The sequence below is a fragment of the Cryobacterium melibiosiphilum genome (assembly GCF_003602235.1).
Taxonomy (GTDB): Bacteria; Actinomycetota; Actinomycetes; order Actinomycetales; family Microbacteriaceae; genus Cryobacterium; species Cryobacterium melibiosiphilum.
On the sequence record NZ_QZVS01000094.1, the window covers coordinates 150,154 to 165,012 of the forward strand.

A 14,859-nucleotide genomic window follows, 5' to 3' on the forward strand; every position below is an offset into this window, starting at 1 on the left:
CGCTCGGGAAGTGCATTTATTGCTCACTCGCGAATGGGGGCGGCCGGGGAATCGGGCGCGGCGCGGGCGGCGGATTCGACGCGGGCGCGGTAGGCCAGCCACCAGGCGGCGTCGCCGGGTGGCAGATTGGAATTCTCGGGGCGCACCCCGACCTCGCCGTCGATCAGTTCGCGCACGATGTCCGCATGGCCGGCATGCCGGTGGGTTTCCGCGATGACGTGCACCAGAATCTGGTGCAGCGTCACGTTCCGGCGCGGGGCCGACCACCACGGCACGACTCCGGGCGCATCGATCGGCAGGGCCGCGACCGTCGCATCGGAGTGCGCCCAGACCCGGTGGTAGAGCCTCACGATCGACTCCCGCGACTCGTCGGCCGTCGCCCACATGTCGGCGTTGTCCTCGGCTTCGGGCAGCATCCATGGCAGCGGCTCGGCAAACGGCCGGCCAAAACAGTCACCGAGGTACCCGGCTTCGACGCTCGCGGTGTGCTTGACCAGGCCGAGCAGGCTGGTGCCGGTCGGTACCAGCGGGCGACGGATGTCGTACTCCCCTAGTCCGTCGAGCTTCCAGAGCAGGGCGGCGCGCCCCTCGTGCAGGTATCGGAGCAGCTCATCCTTCATCCCATCAGCCTGCCACGTGCGTCCCGCGTCGCGAGTGAGCACTTTCTGCACTTCCCGGGCGCGGGAAGCGCACAAAGTGCTCACTCGTGGCCCAGGATGACGGCACCGCGGCAAAGTGGCACTGTTAAGGGATGACCTCTCTTCCCGTCCTCGATTTTTCGCAACTCGACGCCGGAGACGAGGCGGCGGGCGCCTTCCGCGCCGAACTGCTGCGCGTCACCCACGAAGTCGGATTCTTCTACCTGACCGGGCACGGGGTCGATGCCGAGCTGACCGCCGAGCTGCTGCGGGTCTCCCGCGCGTTCTTTGACCTGCCGGACGAGCAGAAACTCGCGCTGGAAAACATTCACAGCCCGCAGTTTCGTGGCTATACCCGCGTCGGCGGCGAGCTCACGGCGAACGCCGTCGACTGGCGCGAGCAGATCGACATCGGCGTCGACCGTGCCGAAGTCCCCCGCGCACCCGGCACCGCGGACTACTGGAGACTCGAAGGCCCGAACCTCTGGCCCGAGGCCCTGCCCGAGCTGAAGGCGGTCGCGCTGCGCTGGAACGCCGAGCTCAGCCGCATCGCGTTGCGCCTGCTGCGCGCCTGGGCGCTCGCGCTCGGCTCCCCCGAGAACGTCTTCGACGCGGCCTTCGCCGAGAATCCGTTTCAGCTGACCAAGATCGTGCGCTACCCCGGCCAGCCGACGCGCTCGCAGGGCGTCGGCGAGCACCGCGACGGCGGCGTGCTCACCCTGCTGCTGGTCGAGCCCGGCAAGGACGGCCTGCAGGTCGAGCACGACGGCGAGTGGATCGACGCTCCCCCGCTCGACGGCGCGTTCGTCGTGAACATCGGCGAAATGCTCGAACTGGCGACGGATGGCTACCTCAAGGCCACCCTGCATCGCGTCTTCTCGCCCGTCGACGGGTCGGACCGCGTCTCGGTGCCGTTCTTCTTCAACCCCGCGCTCGACACCGTGATGCCGCGCCTGCAGCTGCCGGACGAACTGTCGCGCCAGGCCCGCGGACTGTCCGTCGACCCGACCGACAGTCCGATCCTGCCCACCACCTACGGCGACAACGCGCTGCGCTACCGCCTGCGCGCCCACCCGAACGTGGCCGCGGCGCACCACGCCGACCTGCTTTAGCGTCGCTACCCCCGCGAGTGAGCACTTTTTGCACTTCCCGGGCTCGGGAAGTGCAAAAATCGCTCACTCGCGAGAAAGAGGAACCCATGGACCTGCACCTGCACGGTAAAACCGCCCTCATCCCGGGCAGCAGCTCGGGCCTCGGGCTCGCGATCGCCCGGGCGCTTTCAGCCGAGGGCGCCAATGTGGTGCTCTGCGGCCGCCGCGCCGACCTCGTCGCGGCTGAGGCCGCCCGGCTGCCGACCGCGCTCGGTGTCGCCCTCGATCTGACAGCGGATGCCGCCCCCGCCGAACTCGTCGCGGCGGCCACCGCGCACTTCGGCCCGATCGACATCCTCGTACTCAACGGCGGCGGGCCTCCGCACGAGAATGCCGAAAACGTCACGGACGATCAGGTGTTGAGCGCACTGCACACGCTGCTGCTCCAGCAGGTCCGTCTCACGCAGCTCGTGCTGCCGGGCATGCGCGAACGCGGTTGGGGACGCATCCTCTCGGTCGGATCCAGCGGCGTGCAGCAGCCGATTCCCGGCCTCGCCCTGTCGAACATGGCCCGGGCCGGGCTCGCCGGCTACCTGAAAACGCTCGCCGCCGAGGTGGCCGCCGACGGCGTGACAGTCAACATGGTGATCCCGGGCCGCATCGACACCGACCGGGTGGCGTCGCTCGACCGGTCGGTCGCCGCGGGATCGGGGCTCACTCCCGAGGCCGCGCGCATTCGCTCGGAGGCCACGATTCCGATCGGACGCTACGGCCGCCCCGAGGAGTACGCCGCCGTGGTCACCTTCCTCGCCGGCGAGGGCGCCTCCTACGTCACCGGCACCCAGCTGCGTGTCGACGGCGGCCTGGTGCGCGCGCACTGACCCCGCCGCGTTTCGGCAGCGGATGCCCCGGCATCCGCTGCCCGACGCACCGCACCCGGGCGCACCTCCCGCGCGACAAGAACCGGGGAGCGCGGCTCAGCGGGTGAGGGCGATGACCGCGCTCATCGTGTGGGCCTCTCCCGGCTCCAGGGTGATCGCGTCGCTGAGCACATTGGCCGTTTCGAGACAGATCATGCCGGTCCACTCGTCGTCGCCGAAGTCGGGCATCGCTGCGGCCTTCGCCCGCCACGGGTTCCAGACCACGCGGCTCTGCGCGCCGACCGTCGCGATCGACACAGTGCGCGCGGAGCCGTCGGACACCTGCGCATCGGCGCTCGTGCCCAGGTAGATCCGGTCGGTTTCGGCCGTCACCGTCACCGGCCCCGCCTGCCCGTCGCGGGCCTCCGCCGGGGCCACCCGGTCGAGGTAGGGAAGATCCTCCAATCCGGACACCGTCACGGCGTGGATGTCCGAAACCTGCAGGTAGCTGTGGAACGCTTCCTCGAACGTCACCGAGGTGTCGCCCCGGTTGCCGATGCGCAACACGAGCCCCAGCTCGGCACCGACCGTCACCGTGTAGAGCGCCTCGAACGGGTGCGGCCACGCTGACTCCCGAGTCTGCTCGCTGTCCGTCAACCGGAAGGCCAGCACGACGTCGTCGCCCACCTCACAGGCCTGCACCAGTTGCCACTCGGACAGCCGGGCGAACCCGTGCGCCGGTGCCGCGGCATCCGCTTGCGCGGGCCCGAACCAGGGGAAGCAGACCGGCACTCCGCCGCGCAGCGGGCGGCCCGCGGCGAATTCGCTGTGAACGCTCATCCAGAGCACAGCCGGCTGCCCCGCCGGGTTCCAGCTCGTGACGTGCGCGCCCTGCAGGTACACCTCCGCCGAGCCGGCCCGGCCGTTCACGCGCACGACCGGCAGGCCGCCCTGGCCGATGCCGATGACGGCGGATGCCGGCAGCGCCGGCGCCCGCAGGCGCGCCACGGATTCCGTCACCACGTTGATCACCGGCTGGTCGATGTCCACGGCGAATCCGGGCTCGTCGCGCCGCAGTTCTTCGAGGGTCGCCAGCTGCGACCGCAGCAGGGCGGGCGGCATGAAGTGTTCGCTGCGGCCTTCGAGCCGGTTCGCCAGCACCTCGAGCGCACCCGAGAGGTGCACGAATCGCACGTTCGGAGCCGCGGCCCGGATCGCGTCGCGGTAGCTGCGTTTGAGCGCGGAACACGCGATCACGAGCCCGGCGCCGGCGGCTTCGGCCGTGGCGAGGGCATCGCCGACGAGCGCGAGCCACGGCCAGCGGTCGTCATCGGTCAGGGGGATGCCGCCGGCCATCTTTACGATGTTCGCCTGCGGGTGCAGGCCGTCGGCGTCGACGAACGCCAGGCCGAGGGAGTGCGCCAGCAGCGCCCCGATGGTGCTCTTGCCTGACCCGGACACTCCCATGACGACGACCTGCACGGCCACGCTCGGGCGCGACGGCGCCGTCACGGCCGTCGGCGGGCTCTGCGTGAGAGTGTTCACCAGTCGTGGACCGTTCCATCGGCGAGGCGGTTGTAGGGCAGGTAGGCGGTGGCGTAGGGGTATTTGCCGGCCTCGTCGACGTCAAGCTCCACGCCCAGCCCCGGCTGATCGCCGGGGTGCAGCATGCCGTTATTCCAGCTGTAGGACTGCTCGAAGACCGCGTTGGTCTTGTCACCGTGCTTCATGTATTCCTGAATGCCGAAGTTGTGAATGGCCATGCCGAGGTGCATCGCCGCAGCCATCCCCACCGGGGAGATATCGGTCGGGCCGTGCATGCCGGACTTGATCTGGTACTGCCCGGCGAACTCGAGGATCTTCTTGAGGTGGGTGATGCCGCCGGTGTGCGTCACGGCGCTGCGCACATAGTCGATCAGCTGTTCGCGGATGATCTGCTGGTAGTCCCAGATCGAGTTGAAGATCTCGCCGATCGCCAGCGGCGTGGTGGTGTGCTGGCGCACCAGGCGCAGGGCCTCCTGGTTCTCGGCCGGCGTGCAGTCCTCGAGCCAGAACAGGTCGTAGGGTTCGAGCGATTTGCCCAGCTTGGCGGCCTGGATCGGGGTCATGCGGTGGTGGCCGTCATGCAGCAGGGGAAGCTCCGGGCCAAACTCGTTGCGCACGGCCTCGAAGACGGTCGGCACGTGGCGCAGGTAGGCGCGGGTGTCCCAGTCTTCTTCGGCGGGCAGCGCACCGCGCTGGGCCGGCTCGTGGTCGTAGCGCACGCCCTCGTTGCCCGGCAGCCCTTTGTTGGAGGCGATGCCGTAGATGGACTCCAGACCGGGAACGCCGGTCTGCACGCGGATCGCCCTGTAGCCCTGCTCGAGGTGCGAGTTAACGCTGTCGAACACTTCGGTCAGGCTCTTGCCCGAGGCGTGGCCGTAGGCGAGCAACCCGGTGCGCGAGGCGCCGCCGAGCAGCTGGTAGAGCGGCATCCCGGCGGCCTTGGCTTTGATATCCCAGAGGGCGACGTCGACGGCAGAGATAGCCGCCATGGTCACGGGCCCCCGGCGCCAATAGGCGCTGCGGTACAGGAACTGCCAGGTGTCTTCGATGTTCTGGGCGTCACGGCCGAGCAGCAGGGGAACCACGTGTTCGCTCAGGTAGGCGACCACGGCGAGCTCGCGGCCGTTCAGGGTGGCATCGCCGAGGCCGGTCAGCCCGTCATCGGTGGTGAGCTTGAGGGTGACGAAGTTGCGGTCGGGGCTGGTCACGATGACTTCGGCCTTGTCGATCTTCATGACGGGTCTTCCTTCTTCTGCGTGGGCTTCTGCGTGGGCTTCTGCGTGGGCTTCTGCGTGGGTTGCTGCGTGGGTTGCTGCGGGGATCTGGTGCGCTTCGGCGGCGTGGTGCTCGTCGTGCGGTGAGCGGTGAATGCGGCGGTCGACAGCGACGGGGCGATCGGCGTGGCCTCTCCGGTTTCGAGGCGGCGATCGGCGATCTCGGCGACGATCTCGGCGTGGCGCTGATCTGTCAGCGGATAGATCACCATGACCGCGATGGCCAGCACCCCGGCGATCGCCGGAATCAGGCCGGTGGCGGCGCGGATGCCCAACATCGCCTGTTCGCTTTGCACCGCGGCACCGGCCGCGTAGCCACCCCAGGCCAGGCCGTAGGCGGCGAGCGCGCCGCCCACGGCCTGCCCGGTCTTGCGGGTGAAGGAAAACAGGGCGTAGGTGATGCCTTCCGTGCGGATTCCGGTCGTCCACTCGCCGTACTCGACGGTGTCGGCTTCGAGGGCCCAGACCAGCATGTTCACCAGCATGATGCCGAGGTAGGAGACGATCATGCCGCCAAAGGCAATCGGCACGAGGGTCGGTGGCGTGAGGAAGACGATCAAGCCGCCGAGCGCCATGATGCCGGCGGCGCCCATGTAGGCCCGCTTCTTGCCGAAGGTGCGCACGATCCACGGCACGAAGCCGGCCAGCCCGAAGGTCAGCACGAGCTGCGCGATGGCCAGCACCGGGTAGAGCTCGATGGCCCCGAGCACGTCGCGCAGGTAGTAGAGCTGCACGGTGGACATGGCGAGAAAGCCGGTGAGAAAGAGGAACGAGCTGAGGCACAACAGCAGCAGGGGTTTGTTGCCCTTGAGGGTGTCGAAGCTCTGCTTCATGGTCACCTGGGTCACGTCGCGCTTCACGTTCTCGCGGGTAGTGAACACCGTGAACATGTACAGGCCGGTGCCGATGACCACGAAGATCAGCGTCATCGTGGTGAACATGGCCTGCAGGTCGGCGCCGGGCACGATGAGCGGCGCAATGAAGATGCCCAGCACGGCGCTCACGAGCGCGGCCCCGATGGTGCGCGCGCTGGCCAGTTTGGCCCGCTCCCCCGAGTCCTGGGTCATGGCGCCGGCGAGCGAGCCGTAGGGGATGTTGACGAGGCTGTAGGCCAGGCCGAGCGCCGCGTAGGACAGGTACGCGTAGAGCAGCATGCCGCTCTCGCCGATCTGCGGCACCGAGAACGCGGCTGCCGAGAGCAGCAGCAACGGCACCGATCCGAACATGATGAACGGGCGGAACTTGCCGAACTTCTTGCTGTAGGTGCGGTCCACGATGCGGCCGGCGAAGACATCCGCGAAGGCATCGAAGATGCGCACCACGAGCAGCAGCGTGCCGGCCGCGGCGGCCGAGATACCGGCGACATCCGTGTAGTAGACCAGCAGGAACATGGTCGCGGTGGTGAAGGCCAGGTTGTTCGCGGCATCGCCGGCACCGTAACCGACGATGCTGATCTTGCTCAGCCGGGTGGGCACTCTCGGCTGCACCGGATTATCGGTGGTGACGGTGAGTGGGTTCGACATGCGGGACCTTCCTTCGCGACGCTGCGGGATCGCGCGGAGGCGACCTGAATTCTCTAACAGTGAACCATGTCCGTCGACATTTGGCAAGCGGTTGCCAAAATTGCGGACAAACTGGCCCCGGCGCTCCGCCCGGGTTTCAGGCCGCGCTTGCGGCGACGACCGCACGGATGTCCGCCAGGAGCGCGGCATCCGTAGCGAGGCGGGGATCGACCAGGGCCACCAGGGCGGCAACGGCTCCATCACCGCCGCTGGCGACGACCACGGCGATTGCCGCCGACTCCGCGTCGACGAACGGATATCCGCGCAGCACCAGCGCGACCCACGACCCGATGGCACGCAGGCCGGAGGGGGCGGTGCGGCCGGCAGCACGCTCGGCGAGCACGGTCGGCACGATGCGCACCCGCAGCTTGGTGACGGCTTCGCCGGAGATCTGGCCGAGCCGGTGCTCGATGCGGGCGTTGTCGAAGCGTTCGAGCAGGGCGCCCCGGTAGGCCTCCAGCTCGAGCCCCTGCGGCGGAAGCCAGCGCACCACGGCGTCCCACCAGTTGTTCACCCGGGCCCGGCAGACCGGGTCGGCCATCGCCTCGGCGACCGTGTCATGGCCGCGCAGCAGCCCGTCGTAGGCCAACAGACTGTGGGCACCGTTGAGCATCCACAGTTTGCGGCGTTCGAACGGCGCGATATCGTCGACGAACCGGGCGCCGGCCCGTTCCCAGGCCGGGCGGCCGCCCGGAAACCGCCCGCTCAGCACCCAGTCCCGAAACGGCTCGGTGACGACGGCCGCGTCGTCGCACCAGCCCGTGAGGGCGGCCGCCGCGTTCAGGTCTGCGGGGGTTGTGCGCGGCGTGATCCGGTCGACGGATGTCGTCACGAATGACACCGAGGCAGCGATCCACTCCGCGGTCGCCGGGCTCACCGACCGGGCGAGGGCGCCGAGCCCGCGGGCGAGGAACTCGCCGTTGTCGGGGATGTTGTCGCAGGGAACGACGGCGATCGGTTCGGCGCCGGCCCGGCGCCGCGCCTCGAGTCCCAGCAACAGCCGGCCCATGGTGGTGGTCGGCCCGTGTGCGAGGTCGTGCGGCAGGGTCGCGGCCGAGAACGCCGCGCGCAGCCAGACCACGTCTGCCGCGACCGCGGGGTCGTCGGCATTGGGCAGCCCGTCGATGCCGAAGCGGTAACCGGCTTCGGTGATGGTCAGCGTGACGATGCTCGTGGTGGGAGCTGCGAGCAGCTCGAGCAGCCGGGCGAGGTTCGCCCCGTCGACGGCTTCGACAATGCTGGTCACGATCGTCGCGGCATCCGCTGCTTCAGAGCGTTCGATCAGGGTGAACAGGCCGTCCTGCGGCTGCAGCTCGAGGGCGGCCTGCGCGTTACGACCGGTGAACGCGGCGATGCCCCACTCCCCCGCTTCATCGACCTGCGCGGTGAACCAGGCCTGGTGCGCCCGGTGGAACGCGCCGAGGCCCAGGTGCACGATGCGCACCGGCGGGGTCGCCCGCGCCCGGCCGCTGCGCGCCGAGTAGGCGGCCCGGGACAGCCGGCCGGCCTGGAGGGTGTCGAGGGAAGCGCTCATAGTTTGAAAACCTTTCGGGGCAGGGTGTCGACGAGGTCGACGATGATGCGTTCGGCGGTCGGCCGGTCGATGCGGCCCTCGCGCACGAGGCGGGCGAGAAAGGCCGCGTCGAGGCGGCGGGCCATCTCGTGGCGGGCCGGAATGGACAGGAACGCCCGGGTGTCGTCGATGAACCCCGAACCGCGGTAAAAGCCCGCAGTCTCGGTGACGGCCGCGCGAAACCGCAGCACGGCATCCGGTGCATCCAGGAACCACCAGGGCGCCCCGACGTACACGCTCGGGTAGAACCCGGCGAGCGGCGCGATCTCGCGCGAGTAGGCCGTCTCGTCGACGGCGAACAGCACCAGGTGAAAGTCGGGCAGGTTGCCGAATTTTTCGAGCAGCGGTCGCAGGGGGTCGACATAGGTCGTGGTGACGGGGATGTCGTGGCCCATGTCAGGGCCGAAGCGGCGGAAGGTATCGGTGTTGTGGTTGCGGAAGACGCCGGGGTGAACGGTCATCACCAGTCCGTCGTCGACGCTCATTCGCGCCATTTCGAGCAGCATGTGTCCCGCGAAGGCCTGGGCCTCGACGTCCGACAACGCACCGCCACGCGCACGCTCGAACAGCGCCGCGGCCTCGGAGGCCGGCATGTCGACGGCGAGCGGCTGCAGCACTCCGTGGTCGGCCGACACGGCGCCGTGGTCCACAAAATATCGGCGACGACCGGCCAGGGCCTCGATGTAGCCGCGGTAGCTGCCCGGGGCCGTTCCGTTCCATTCGGCCAGGCGCGCTACCCCGTCGGCGAATCCCGATGCGGCCGGATTCAGATAGGCATCGGGCCGAAAGGTGGGCACCACCCGTCCCGTGAAAGACGCATCGGCGACCAGGGCGCGGTGCACCGCGAGGTCGTCCATCGGATCATCGGTCGTGGCGAGCACCTCGATGCCAAACTGAGTGAACAGCGCGCGGGGCCGAAAGGCCTCGGTCGCCAGGGCGGTCTGGATCAGGTCGAAGAGCGCGTCAGCATTGCTGGCATCCGGATGCCGATCGATGCCGAAAAGGACGCTGAATTCGTGCTGGAGCCAGTATCCGGAGGCCGTTCCGGCATACAGGTGCCAGTGCGCGCAGAAGGTGCGCCAGGCTTCCCTCGGCGAGGCAATGGGGGCGGGCGAGAGGCTGTCGGCAATGCCGAGGTCGGTGAGCGGCACTCCGGCCGCGTGCATCAGGCGGGTGACGTAGTGATCGTAGCGAATCAGCAGCTCGGCCGAGTCGAGGAACGGCACGTTGTGCAGCAGGATCGCGGGATCGACGTGTCCGTGCGGCGACAGGATGGGGAGCGTGGCCACCTCGGCGTAGAGCCCGCGGGCCACGTCCCGCGTGGCGGGATCGACGGGGAACAGGCGGTCGGGATCGAGCTCAAGTTTCATGGTCACTCCTTCATCGAACACGGGCAAAGACATTCTGTCAACCGGTTGCCAAAGTGCACGTCGAAAATGACGCCGCTCCGGCCGGCCGTTACCGGGCGGCTGGACCCGTGGACCCTCGAACGACGAGTTCGGTGATCAGCTGCGGGCCGATCTCCCGATGCGGTGACTCACCGGCGTCCTCGTCGATGACGTCGAGGATCAGCCGGACCGCACGTTCACCGATCGACCCGAGCGGGGTGCGCACGGTGCTCAGCTGGGGCGAGGTGAAATCGGAACCGAAGATGTCGTCGAAACCGATGATGCTCAGGTCGCCGGGCACGGTCAGCCCGCGGGCCTGCGCTGCCCGCATGAGCCCGATGGCCATGAGGTCGTTGTAGGCCAGCACGGCGCTCACGCCCGACGCACTGACGCGGTCCAGGGCCGCGGCGCCCCCGTCGAGCGTCGGCACTCCCGGACCGATCTCGACGATCGTCATGCCCCGTTGGGGAGCGCGCACGAGCAGGGCCGCCCAGCGCGCCCGGTTCATCCAGGAATTCTCGGGTCCCGACACGAAACCGATCGCCGTATGGCCGAGCCCACCGAGGTGAGCGAGCGCCTCGTCGATACCGGGAGCGATGTCGGGCACGATTCCCGGAACTCCGTCGACTTCGCGGTTGATCACGACGAGCGGCTGGCGGTCGGTGAGCTCCACAATCTTGGCGTCGGACATCCGTGACGTCACGAGCACCAGGCCATCGACGGACGGCGACAAACGCTCGGCCGCCGCGGATTCGCGATCGGCCGATTCCTGCGATTCCGCGAGGATCAGCGTGTACCCGCGCAGGGACGCTGCCCGTTCGGCGCCGCGTACGACGTCGAAGAACATCGGGTTGGTGATGTCGGCGAGCAGCAGGCCGAGGGTGCTGCTGCGGCCGGTCGGCAGAGCCCTGGCCATCGGGTTGAGCCGATAATTGAGTTCCTTGGCCGCGGCCTGGATGCGTTCTTCGGTCTTGACGTTGATGCGTCCCGGCTTGCTCAGGGCGCGCGAGACCGTCGACGGGTTGACCCCGGCCAGCTTGGCGATGTCGTAGATCGTCGCGGCGGGGCGACCTCGACGGGAGGCGCGCGGCGTGACCGGCTGCGCGGACCCCGCGGTCGCCAGGTTCGATGCATCCGTCACGTTCAAATCATCCGTCACGTTCAGCTCATCCCTCGACCGGTTGCGCGTGTGCGGCACGACAGCGCCCTTCATCGTCCCATAGCCGCCCACATGTTTAAGCGGCGACACCGGCCTGCACGTCCTGTTCGGCCTGTGCTTCGATCAGGCGGCGCCGATTCGCGCGGCGCACCTGCTGTCGATCGGGATCGGGCACCGGGGACGCCAGCAGCAGGCGCTGGGTATACGGGTGCTCCGGATCCGACGTCACCTGAGCGGCTGGCCCCTGCTCGACGATTTCGCCGCGGTACATCACGGCGACCCGGTGGCTGATGTGGCGCACGACGTCGAGGTCGTGCGACACGAACAGGTAGGAGACGCCGGTGTCGCGCTGGATCTGCAGGAACAGGTCGAGCACCCGAGCCTGGGTGGTCAGGTCGAGGGCGCTGACCGGCTCGTCACAGACAATGAGCTTCGGCGACAGCACCAGGGCGCGGGCGATCGCGACGCGCTGCCGCTGCCCGCCGCTGAACTCCCGCGGCAGCCGGCCGGAGGCGTCCTGCGGCAGGCCGACCTGGTCGAGCACCTCGCGCACTCGGGTGCGGGCATCCGCGGGCGAACGACCCTGCACGGTGAGCGGTTCGGCGAGAATGTCGCCGACCGTCATCGACGGGTTCAGCGAGGTGTACGGGTCCTGGAAGACGACCTGCAGGTCACGGCTGAGGGCGCGACGCTTGGCTCGGCCGGCATGGCCGATGTCCTCCCCCTTGAAGCGGACGCTGCCCTCGCTTACCGGGGCCAGGCCGAGCAGCGCCCGGCCGAGGGTGGTCTTGCCCGATCCGGACTCGCCGACCAGGCCGAGGGTCTCCCCCGCGCCGATGCGGATGGAGACGTGATCGAGGGCCCGGAACGGCGCGGCCCGAAAGCCCTTGCCGGGGTATTCGACGACGAGGTTGTCGACCCGCAGCAGGTCGCCGGTCGCGTTCGGTCCGGTCGCATTCGGTCCGGTCGCATTCGGCCCGGTGGGGGTGGCGTTCATGAGAGTCCAACTTTCACGTCTGAGTCAGGCACGGGCATGGTGAGCATCGTCATCGGCGTTTTTCCTTCGAGCATCGCGCTGAGCAGGGTCTGGGTGTAGCGCTCCTGCGGGTTTCGGAGGATGCTGCGCACGTCGCCGGATTCGACGACCCGCCCGTTTTGCATGACAACGACCCGGTCGCACAGGTCGGCGACCACGCCGAAGTTGTGCGTGACCAGCACTACGCCCATGTGGAAGCGAGCCTGCAGGTCGCGCAGCAGGTCGAGTACCTCGGCCTGCACGGTGACGTCGAGGGCGGTGGTGGGTTCGTCGGCGATCAGCAGGTCGGGGTTGCAGCTGACGGCGCCGGCGATCAGCACCCGCTGGGCCATGCCGCCGGAGACCTCGTGTGGGTAGGCGTCGAAGGTACGCTGTGGGTTCGTGATGCCCACGATGGTGAGCAGTTCCAGGGCCCGGGCGCGGGCATCCGCTTTCGACAGCCCCAGCACCTTGGTCAGCGGGCGCACGAGCTGGTACCCGATCGTGAAGTTCGGGTCGAGGTTGCTCATCGGCTCCTGCGGAATGTACGCGATGCGTTTTCCGCGCAGCTGGGCCAGCCGCCCCTGCGAGAGGCGGTGGCCGCCGGTGGGCCCCTGACCGGCTGAGACCAGCGGGATGCCGTCGAAGGTGATGTTTCCGCGGGTGATCTCCGCTTCGGCGGGCAGCAGCCCGAGGATGGAGAACGCGGTCTGGGACTTGCCGGAGCCCGACTCGCCGACGATGCCGAGCACTTCACCACGGTCAACGTGGAAGGACACGTCGGAGACGACGATCTTGGTGGACCCATCTTCCTGCGGGTACCCGACGCCGAGGCCGGACACCGACAGCAGGTGGTCAGATTCGGCCAGGTCGACCACGGAGATCGACTCGGTCTGCGGAGCGCGGAGCTTGATCGGCCGGGCGCGCTTGACCTTCGGGGAATCTTCGAGGGCGTCTCGCAGGGCGTTGCCGAGCACGACGAACGAGCCCACGGTGAGCGAGATCGCCACTCCCGGCCAGACGGCCAGGATGGGCGAGCTGTAGATGTTGATGAAGCCTTCGTTGAGCATGACGCCCCAGGTCGGGGTGAGCGGGTCGCCGAGTCCCAGAAACTCGAGGGCTGCCTGGATCGCGATGGCGATGCCGCAGACGATCGAGGTCTGGATGATCAGCGGCGCACGCACCACGAACAGGATGTGCCGGCCGATGATGCTGGCCGTGCTGAGGCCGGCGACCCGGGCCGCGTCGACGTAGAGTTCGCCCCGCACCGCCTGCACCGAGGTGCGGGTGAGCCGAAAGATGCCGGGCGACATCAGTACGCCGAAGACCGTCATCGAGATCCAGACGGATCGGCCGAGCGCAGCGCTGGCGGCCAGCAAGATGATGATCGCCGGCAGCGACATCAGCACGTTGGTGCACCAGCTCGCGACCGCGTCGAACCAGCCGCCGAAGTAGCCGGCCATCAGCCCCGCGGGCAGGCCGACCACGAGGGCGACGATCGCGGCGAGCGCCGCCGCCAGCAGGGTGCTCTGGGCGCCGACCAGCAGCCGGCTGAACACGTCGCGCCCGGCGCTGTCGGTGCCGAGCAGGTGCCCGGCGGTGCCCGGAGCGCCGAGCGCGTTGACGAGGTCGGCCGTGTTCGGGGCGAACGGGGAGACCAGTGGCCCCACGATGCCGGCGAGGACCACCACCGCGAGGATGATCAGCGCGGCCAGGCCGAGCGGGTTCTGCACCAGCCGCCGGAAGACACCGGAACGGGCCGGATTCAGCGGCTTCGGGGGTGCCGCAAGTGGTTCGGTCATGACACACGCGCCTTCGGGTTCAGCCAGCCGACCGCGAGGTCGACGAGCAGGTTGACTACGACAACGATGATGACGATGTAAACCACGACGCCCATCAGTACGGGCATATCGCCCTGGGTGGTGGACTGCAGCGCCAGGAATCCGAGCCCGGGAAGGGCGAAGATCTGCTCGATCACGACCACACCGCCGAGCATTCCGATGAACTGCAGGGACAGGACCGTCAGTCCGGCCGGGGCGGCGCCGCGCAGCACGTGGCGGAACAGGATCTCCGTCGGTGCCAGCCCGCGGCTGCGGAGGGTGCGCACGTAGTCGCGGCTGAGCACGCTGATGACGGCGCTCCGCACCTGCTGGGCGGTCGAGGCCACCGTGCCGATGGCCAGGGCGACGATCGGCAGCGTGATCGAGGCGGACCATCCGCTGAAACCGTCGCTGAGCGGAACGTAGCCCGTGGCGGGAAGCCAGCGCAGCCCGATCGCGAACACCGTGACCAGAATGATCGCGACCACGAACTGGGGAACAGCGGATGCGCCGATCGACACGATCTGCAGCGTGCGGTCCACCCAGCCGCGGCGAACGGCGGCGAAGACACCGAACAGCGTCGCCAGGACCGCGGCGATGACGATGGTCACGAGCACGATCGACAGGGTGGTGGGGAGGCGGCCGAGGATGCTCTCGACGACGGGCTGGCTCGAGAACCAGGAGACACCGAAATCGCCGCGCAGAACGCTGCCGAGCCAGTCGAAGTAGCGCGACACGAGGGGCTGGTCGAGTCCGAGTTCGGCCTCCTTGAGGAGGACCTGCTCCGGTGTCGCCGTGTCGCCGAGAATATTGCGGGCGACACTCGTCGCCGAGAAGTAGAGCAGGAAGAACGTCAGCGTCGAGACCACGAACAGCACCACCACGCCCGAGATCAGGCGTCGGAAGATGAAGGAAACCATTTCTGCTCCATTGT

General features: G+C 68.7%; 12 protein-coding genes. 2 read left to right on the forward strand and 10 right to left on the reverse strand.

Annotated elements, in window-relative coordinates:
• Nucleotides 1-23: 23 nt before the first annotated feature.
• The gene (locus D6T64_RS18260) at nt 24-620 is read right to left on the reverse strand and encodes a DinB family protein (RefSeq protein WP_119976108.1); all 597 of its coding nucleotides are present in this window, start codon (nt 618-620) and stop codon (nt 24-26) included.
• Between the two features lie 131 nt (nt 621-751).
• Between D6T64_RS18260 and D6T64_RS18265 the strand changes: the two genes are divergently transcribed.
• Together D6T64_RS18265 and D6T64_RS18270 are read left to right on the forward strand one after the other, a co-directional pair.
• Nucleotides 752-1,750 carry an isopenicillin N synthase family dioxygenase gene (locus D6T64_RS18265; protein WP_119976109.1) on the forward strand — a complete coding sequence of 333 codons (999 nt, stop codon included), beginning with the start codon at nt 752-754 and terminating at the stop codon, nt 1,748-1,750.
• Between the two features lie 86 nt (nt 1,751-1,836).
• The gene (locus tag D6T64_RS18270) at nt 1,837-2,610 is read left to right on the forward strand and encodes an SDR family oxidoreductase (protein WP_119976110.1); all 774 of its coding nucleotides are present in this window, start codon (nt 1,837-1,839) and stop codon (nt 2,608-2,610) included.
• Between the two features lie 96 nt (nt 2,611-2,706).
• On the opposite strand, the gene D6T64_RS18275 is transcribed toward D6T64_RS18270, so the two are convergent.
• From D6T64_RS18275 to D6T64_RS18315, 9 genes are all read right to left on the reverse strand, one after another.
• A complete protein-coding gene (locus D6T64_RS18275) occupies nt 2,707-4,134 on the reverse strand; it encodes a gluconokinase, GntK/IdnK-type (RefSeq protein ID WP_119976111.1) in 1,428 nt (475 codons plus the stop codon).
• Nucleotides 4,131-5,369 carry a D-mannonate dehydratase ManD gene (gene manD / locus D6T64_RS18280; RefSeq protein WP_119976112.1) on the reverse strand — a complete coding sequence of 413 codons (1,239 nt, stop codon included), beginning with the start codon at nt 5,367-5,369 and terminating at the stop codon, nt 4,131-4,133. Before manD ends, D6T64_RS18275 begins: the two co-directional genes overlap by 4 nt.
• Nucleotides 5,366-6,931, reverse strand: coding sequence for a glucuronide transporter (gene uidB / locus D6T64_RS18285; protein ID WP_119976113.1), 1,566 nt, complete (start codon nt 6,929-6,931; stop codon nt 5,366-5,368). The genes manD and uidB overlap by 4 nt, the downstream gene beginning before the upstream one ends.
• A gap of 136 nt (nt 6,932-7,067) precedes the next feature.
• Nucleotides 7,068-8,504: a mannitol dehydrogenase family protein gene (locus D6T64_RS18290; RefSeq protein ID WP_119976114.1), complete on the reverse strand. Its 1,437-nt coding sequence runs from the start codon at nt 8,502-8,504 to the stop codon at nt 7,068-7,070.
• Nucleotides 8,501-9,913 carry a glucuronate isomerase gene (uxaC, locus tag D6T64_RS18295; protein ID WP_119976140.1) on the reverse strand — a complete coding sequence of 471 codons (1,413 nt, stop codon included), beginning with the start codon at nt 9,911-9,913 and terminating at the stop codon, nt 8,501-8,503. The genes D6T64_RS18290 and uxaC overlap by 4 nt, the downstream gene beginning before the upstream one ends.
• Before the next feature lie 88 nt (nt 9,914-10,001).
• Nucleotides 10,002-11,090, reverse strand: coding sequence for a LacI family DNA-binding transcriptional regulator (locus tag D6T64_RS18300; protein ID WP_233551379.1), 1,089 nt, complete (start codon nt 11,088-11,090; stop codon nt 10,002-10,004).
• 76 nt (nt 11,091-11,166) lie between these two features.
• Complete coding sequence (locus tag D6T64_RS18305; RefSeq protein ID WP_119976116.1) at nt 11,167-12,087, reverse strand: ATP-binding cassette domain-containing protein; 921 nt, start codon at nt 12,085-12,087, stop codon at nt 11,167-11,169.
• Complete coding sequence (locus tag D6T64_RS18310; protein WP_119976117.1) at nt 12,084-13,907, reverse strand: dipeptide/oligopeptide/nickel ABC transporter permease/ATP-binding protein; 1,824 nt, start codon at nt 13,905-13,907, stop codon at nt 12,084-12,086. The genes D6T64_RS18305 and D6T64_RS18310 overlap by 4 nt, the downstream gene beginning before the upstream one ends.
• The gene (locus D6T64_RS18315) at nt 13,904-14,845 is read right to left on the reverse strand and encodes an ABC transporter permease (RefSeq protein WP_119976118.1); all 942 of its coding nucleotides are present in this window, start codon (nt 14,843-14,845) and stop codon (nt 13,904-13,906) included. The genes D6T64_RS18310 and D6T64_RS18315 overlap by 4 nt, the downstream gene beginning before the upstream one ends.
• Nucleotides 14,846-14,859: the final 14 nt, after the last annotated feature.

Excerpts from the sequence above, each read along its gene's own strand:
- uidB (WP_119976113.1), bottom strand. The coding sequence starts at position 6,931 with ATGTCGAACCCACTCACCGTCACCACCGATAATCCGGTGCAGCCGAGA.
- D6T64_RS18305 (WP_119976116.1), bottom strand. The coding sequence starts at position 12,087 with ATGAACGCCACCCCCACCGGGCCGAATGCGACCGGACCGAATGCGACC.
- D6T64_RS18315 (WP_119976118.1), bottom strand. The coding sequence starts at position 14,845 with ATGGTTTCCTTCATCTTCCGACGCCTGATCTCGGGCGTGGTGGTGCTG.
- D6T64_RS18265 (WP_119976109.1), top strand. The coding sequence starts at position 752 with ATGACCTCTCTTCCCGTCCTCGATTTTTCGCAACTCGACGCCGGAGAC.
- D6T64_RS18260 (WP_119976108.1), bottom strand. The coding sequence starts at position 620 with ATGAAGGATGAGCTGCTCCGATACCTGCACGAGGGGCGCGCCGCCCTG.
- D6T64_RS18270 (WP_119976110.1), top strand. The coding sequence starts at position 1,837 with ATGGACCTGCACCTGCACGGTAAAACCGCCCTCATCCCGGGCAGCAGC.
- manD (WP_119976112.1), bottom strand. The coding sequence starts at position 5,369 with ATGAAGATCGACAAGGCCGAAGTCATCGTGACCAGCCCCGACCGCAAC.
- D6T64_RS18310 (WP_119976117.1), bottom strand. The coding sequence starts at position 13,907 with ATGACCGAACCACTTGCGGCACCCCCGAAGCCGCTGAATCCGGCCCGT.
- D6T64_RS18290 (WP_119976114.1), bottom strand. The coding sequence starts at position 8,504 with ATGAGCGCTTCCCTCGACACCCTCCAGGCCGGCCGGCTGTCCCGGGCC.
- uxaC (WP_119976140.1), bottom strand. The coding sequence starts at position 9,913 with ATGAAACTTGAGCTCGATCCCGACCGCCTGTTCCCCGTCGATCCCGCC.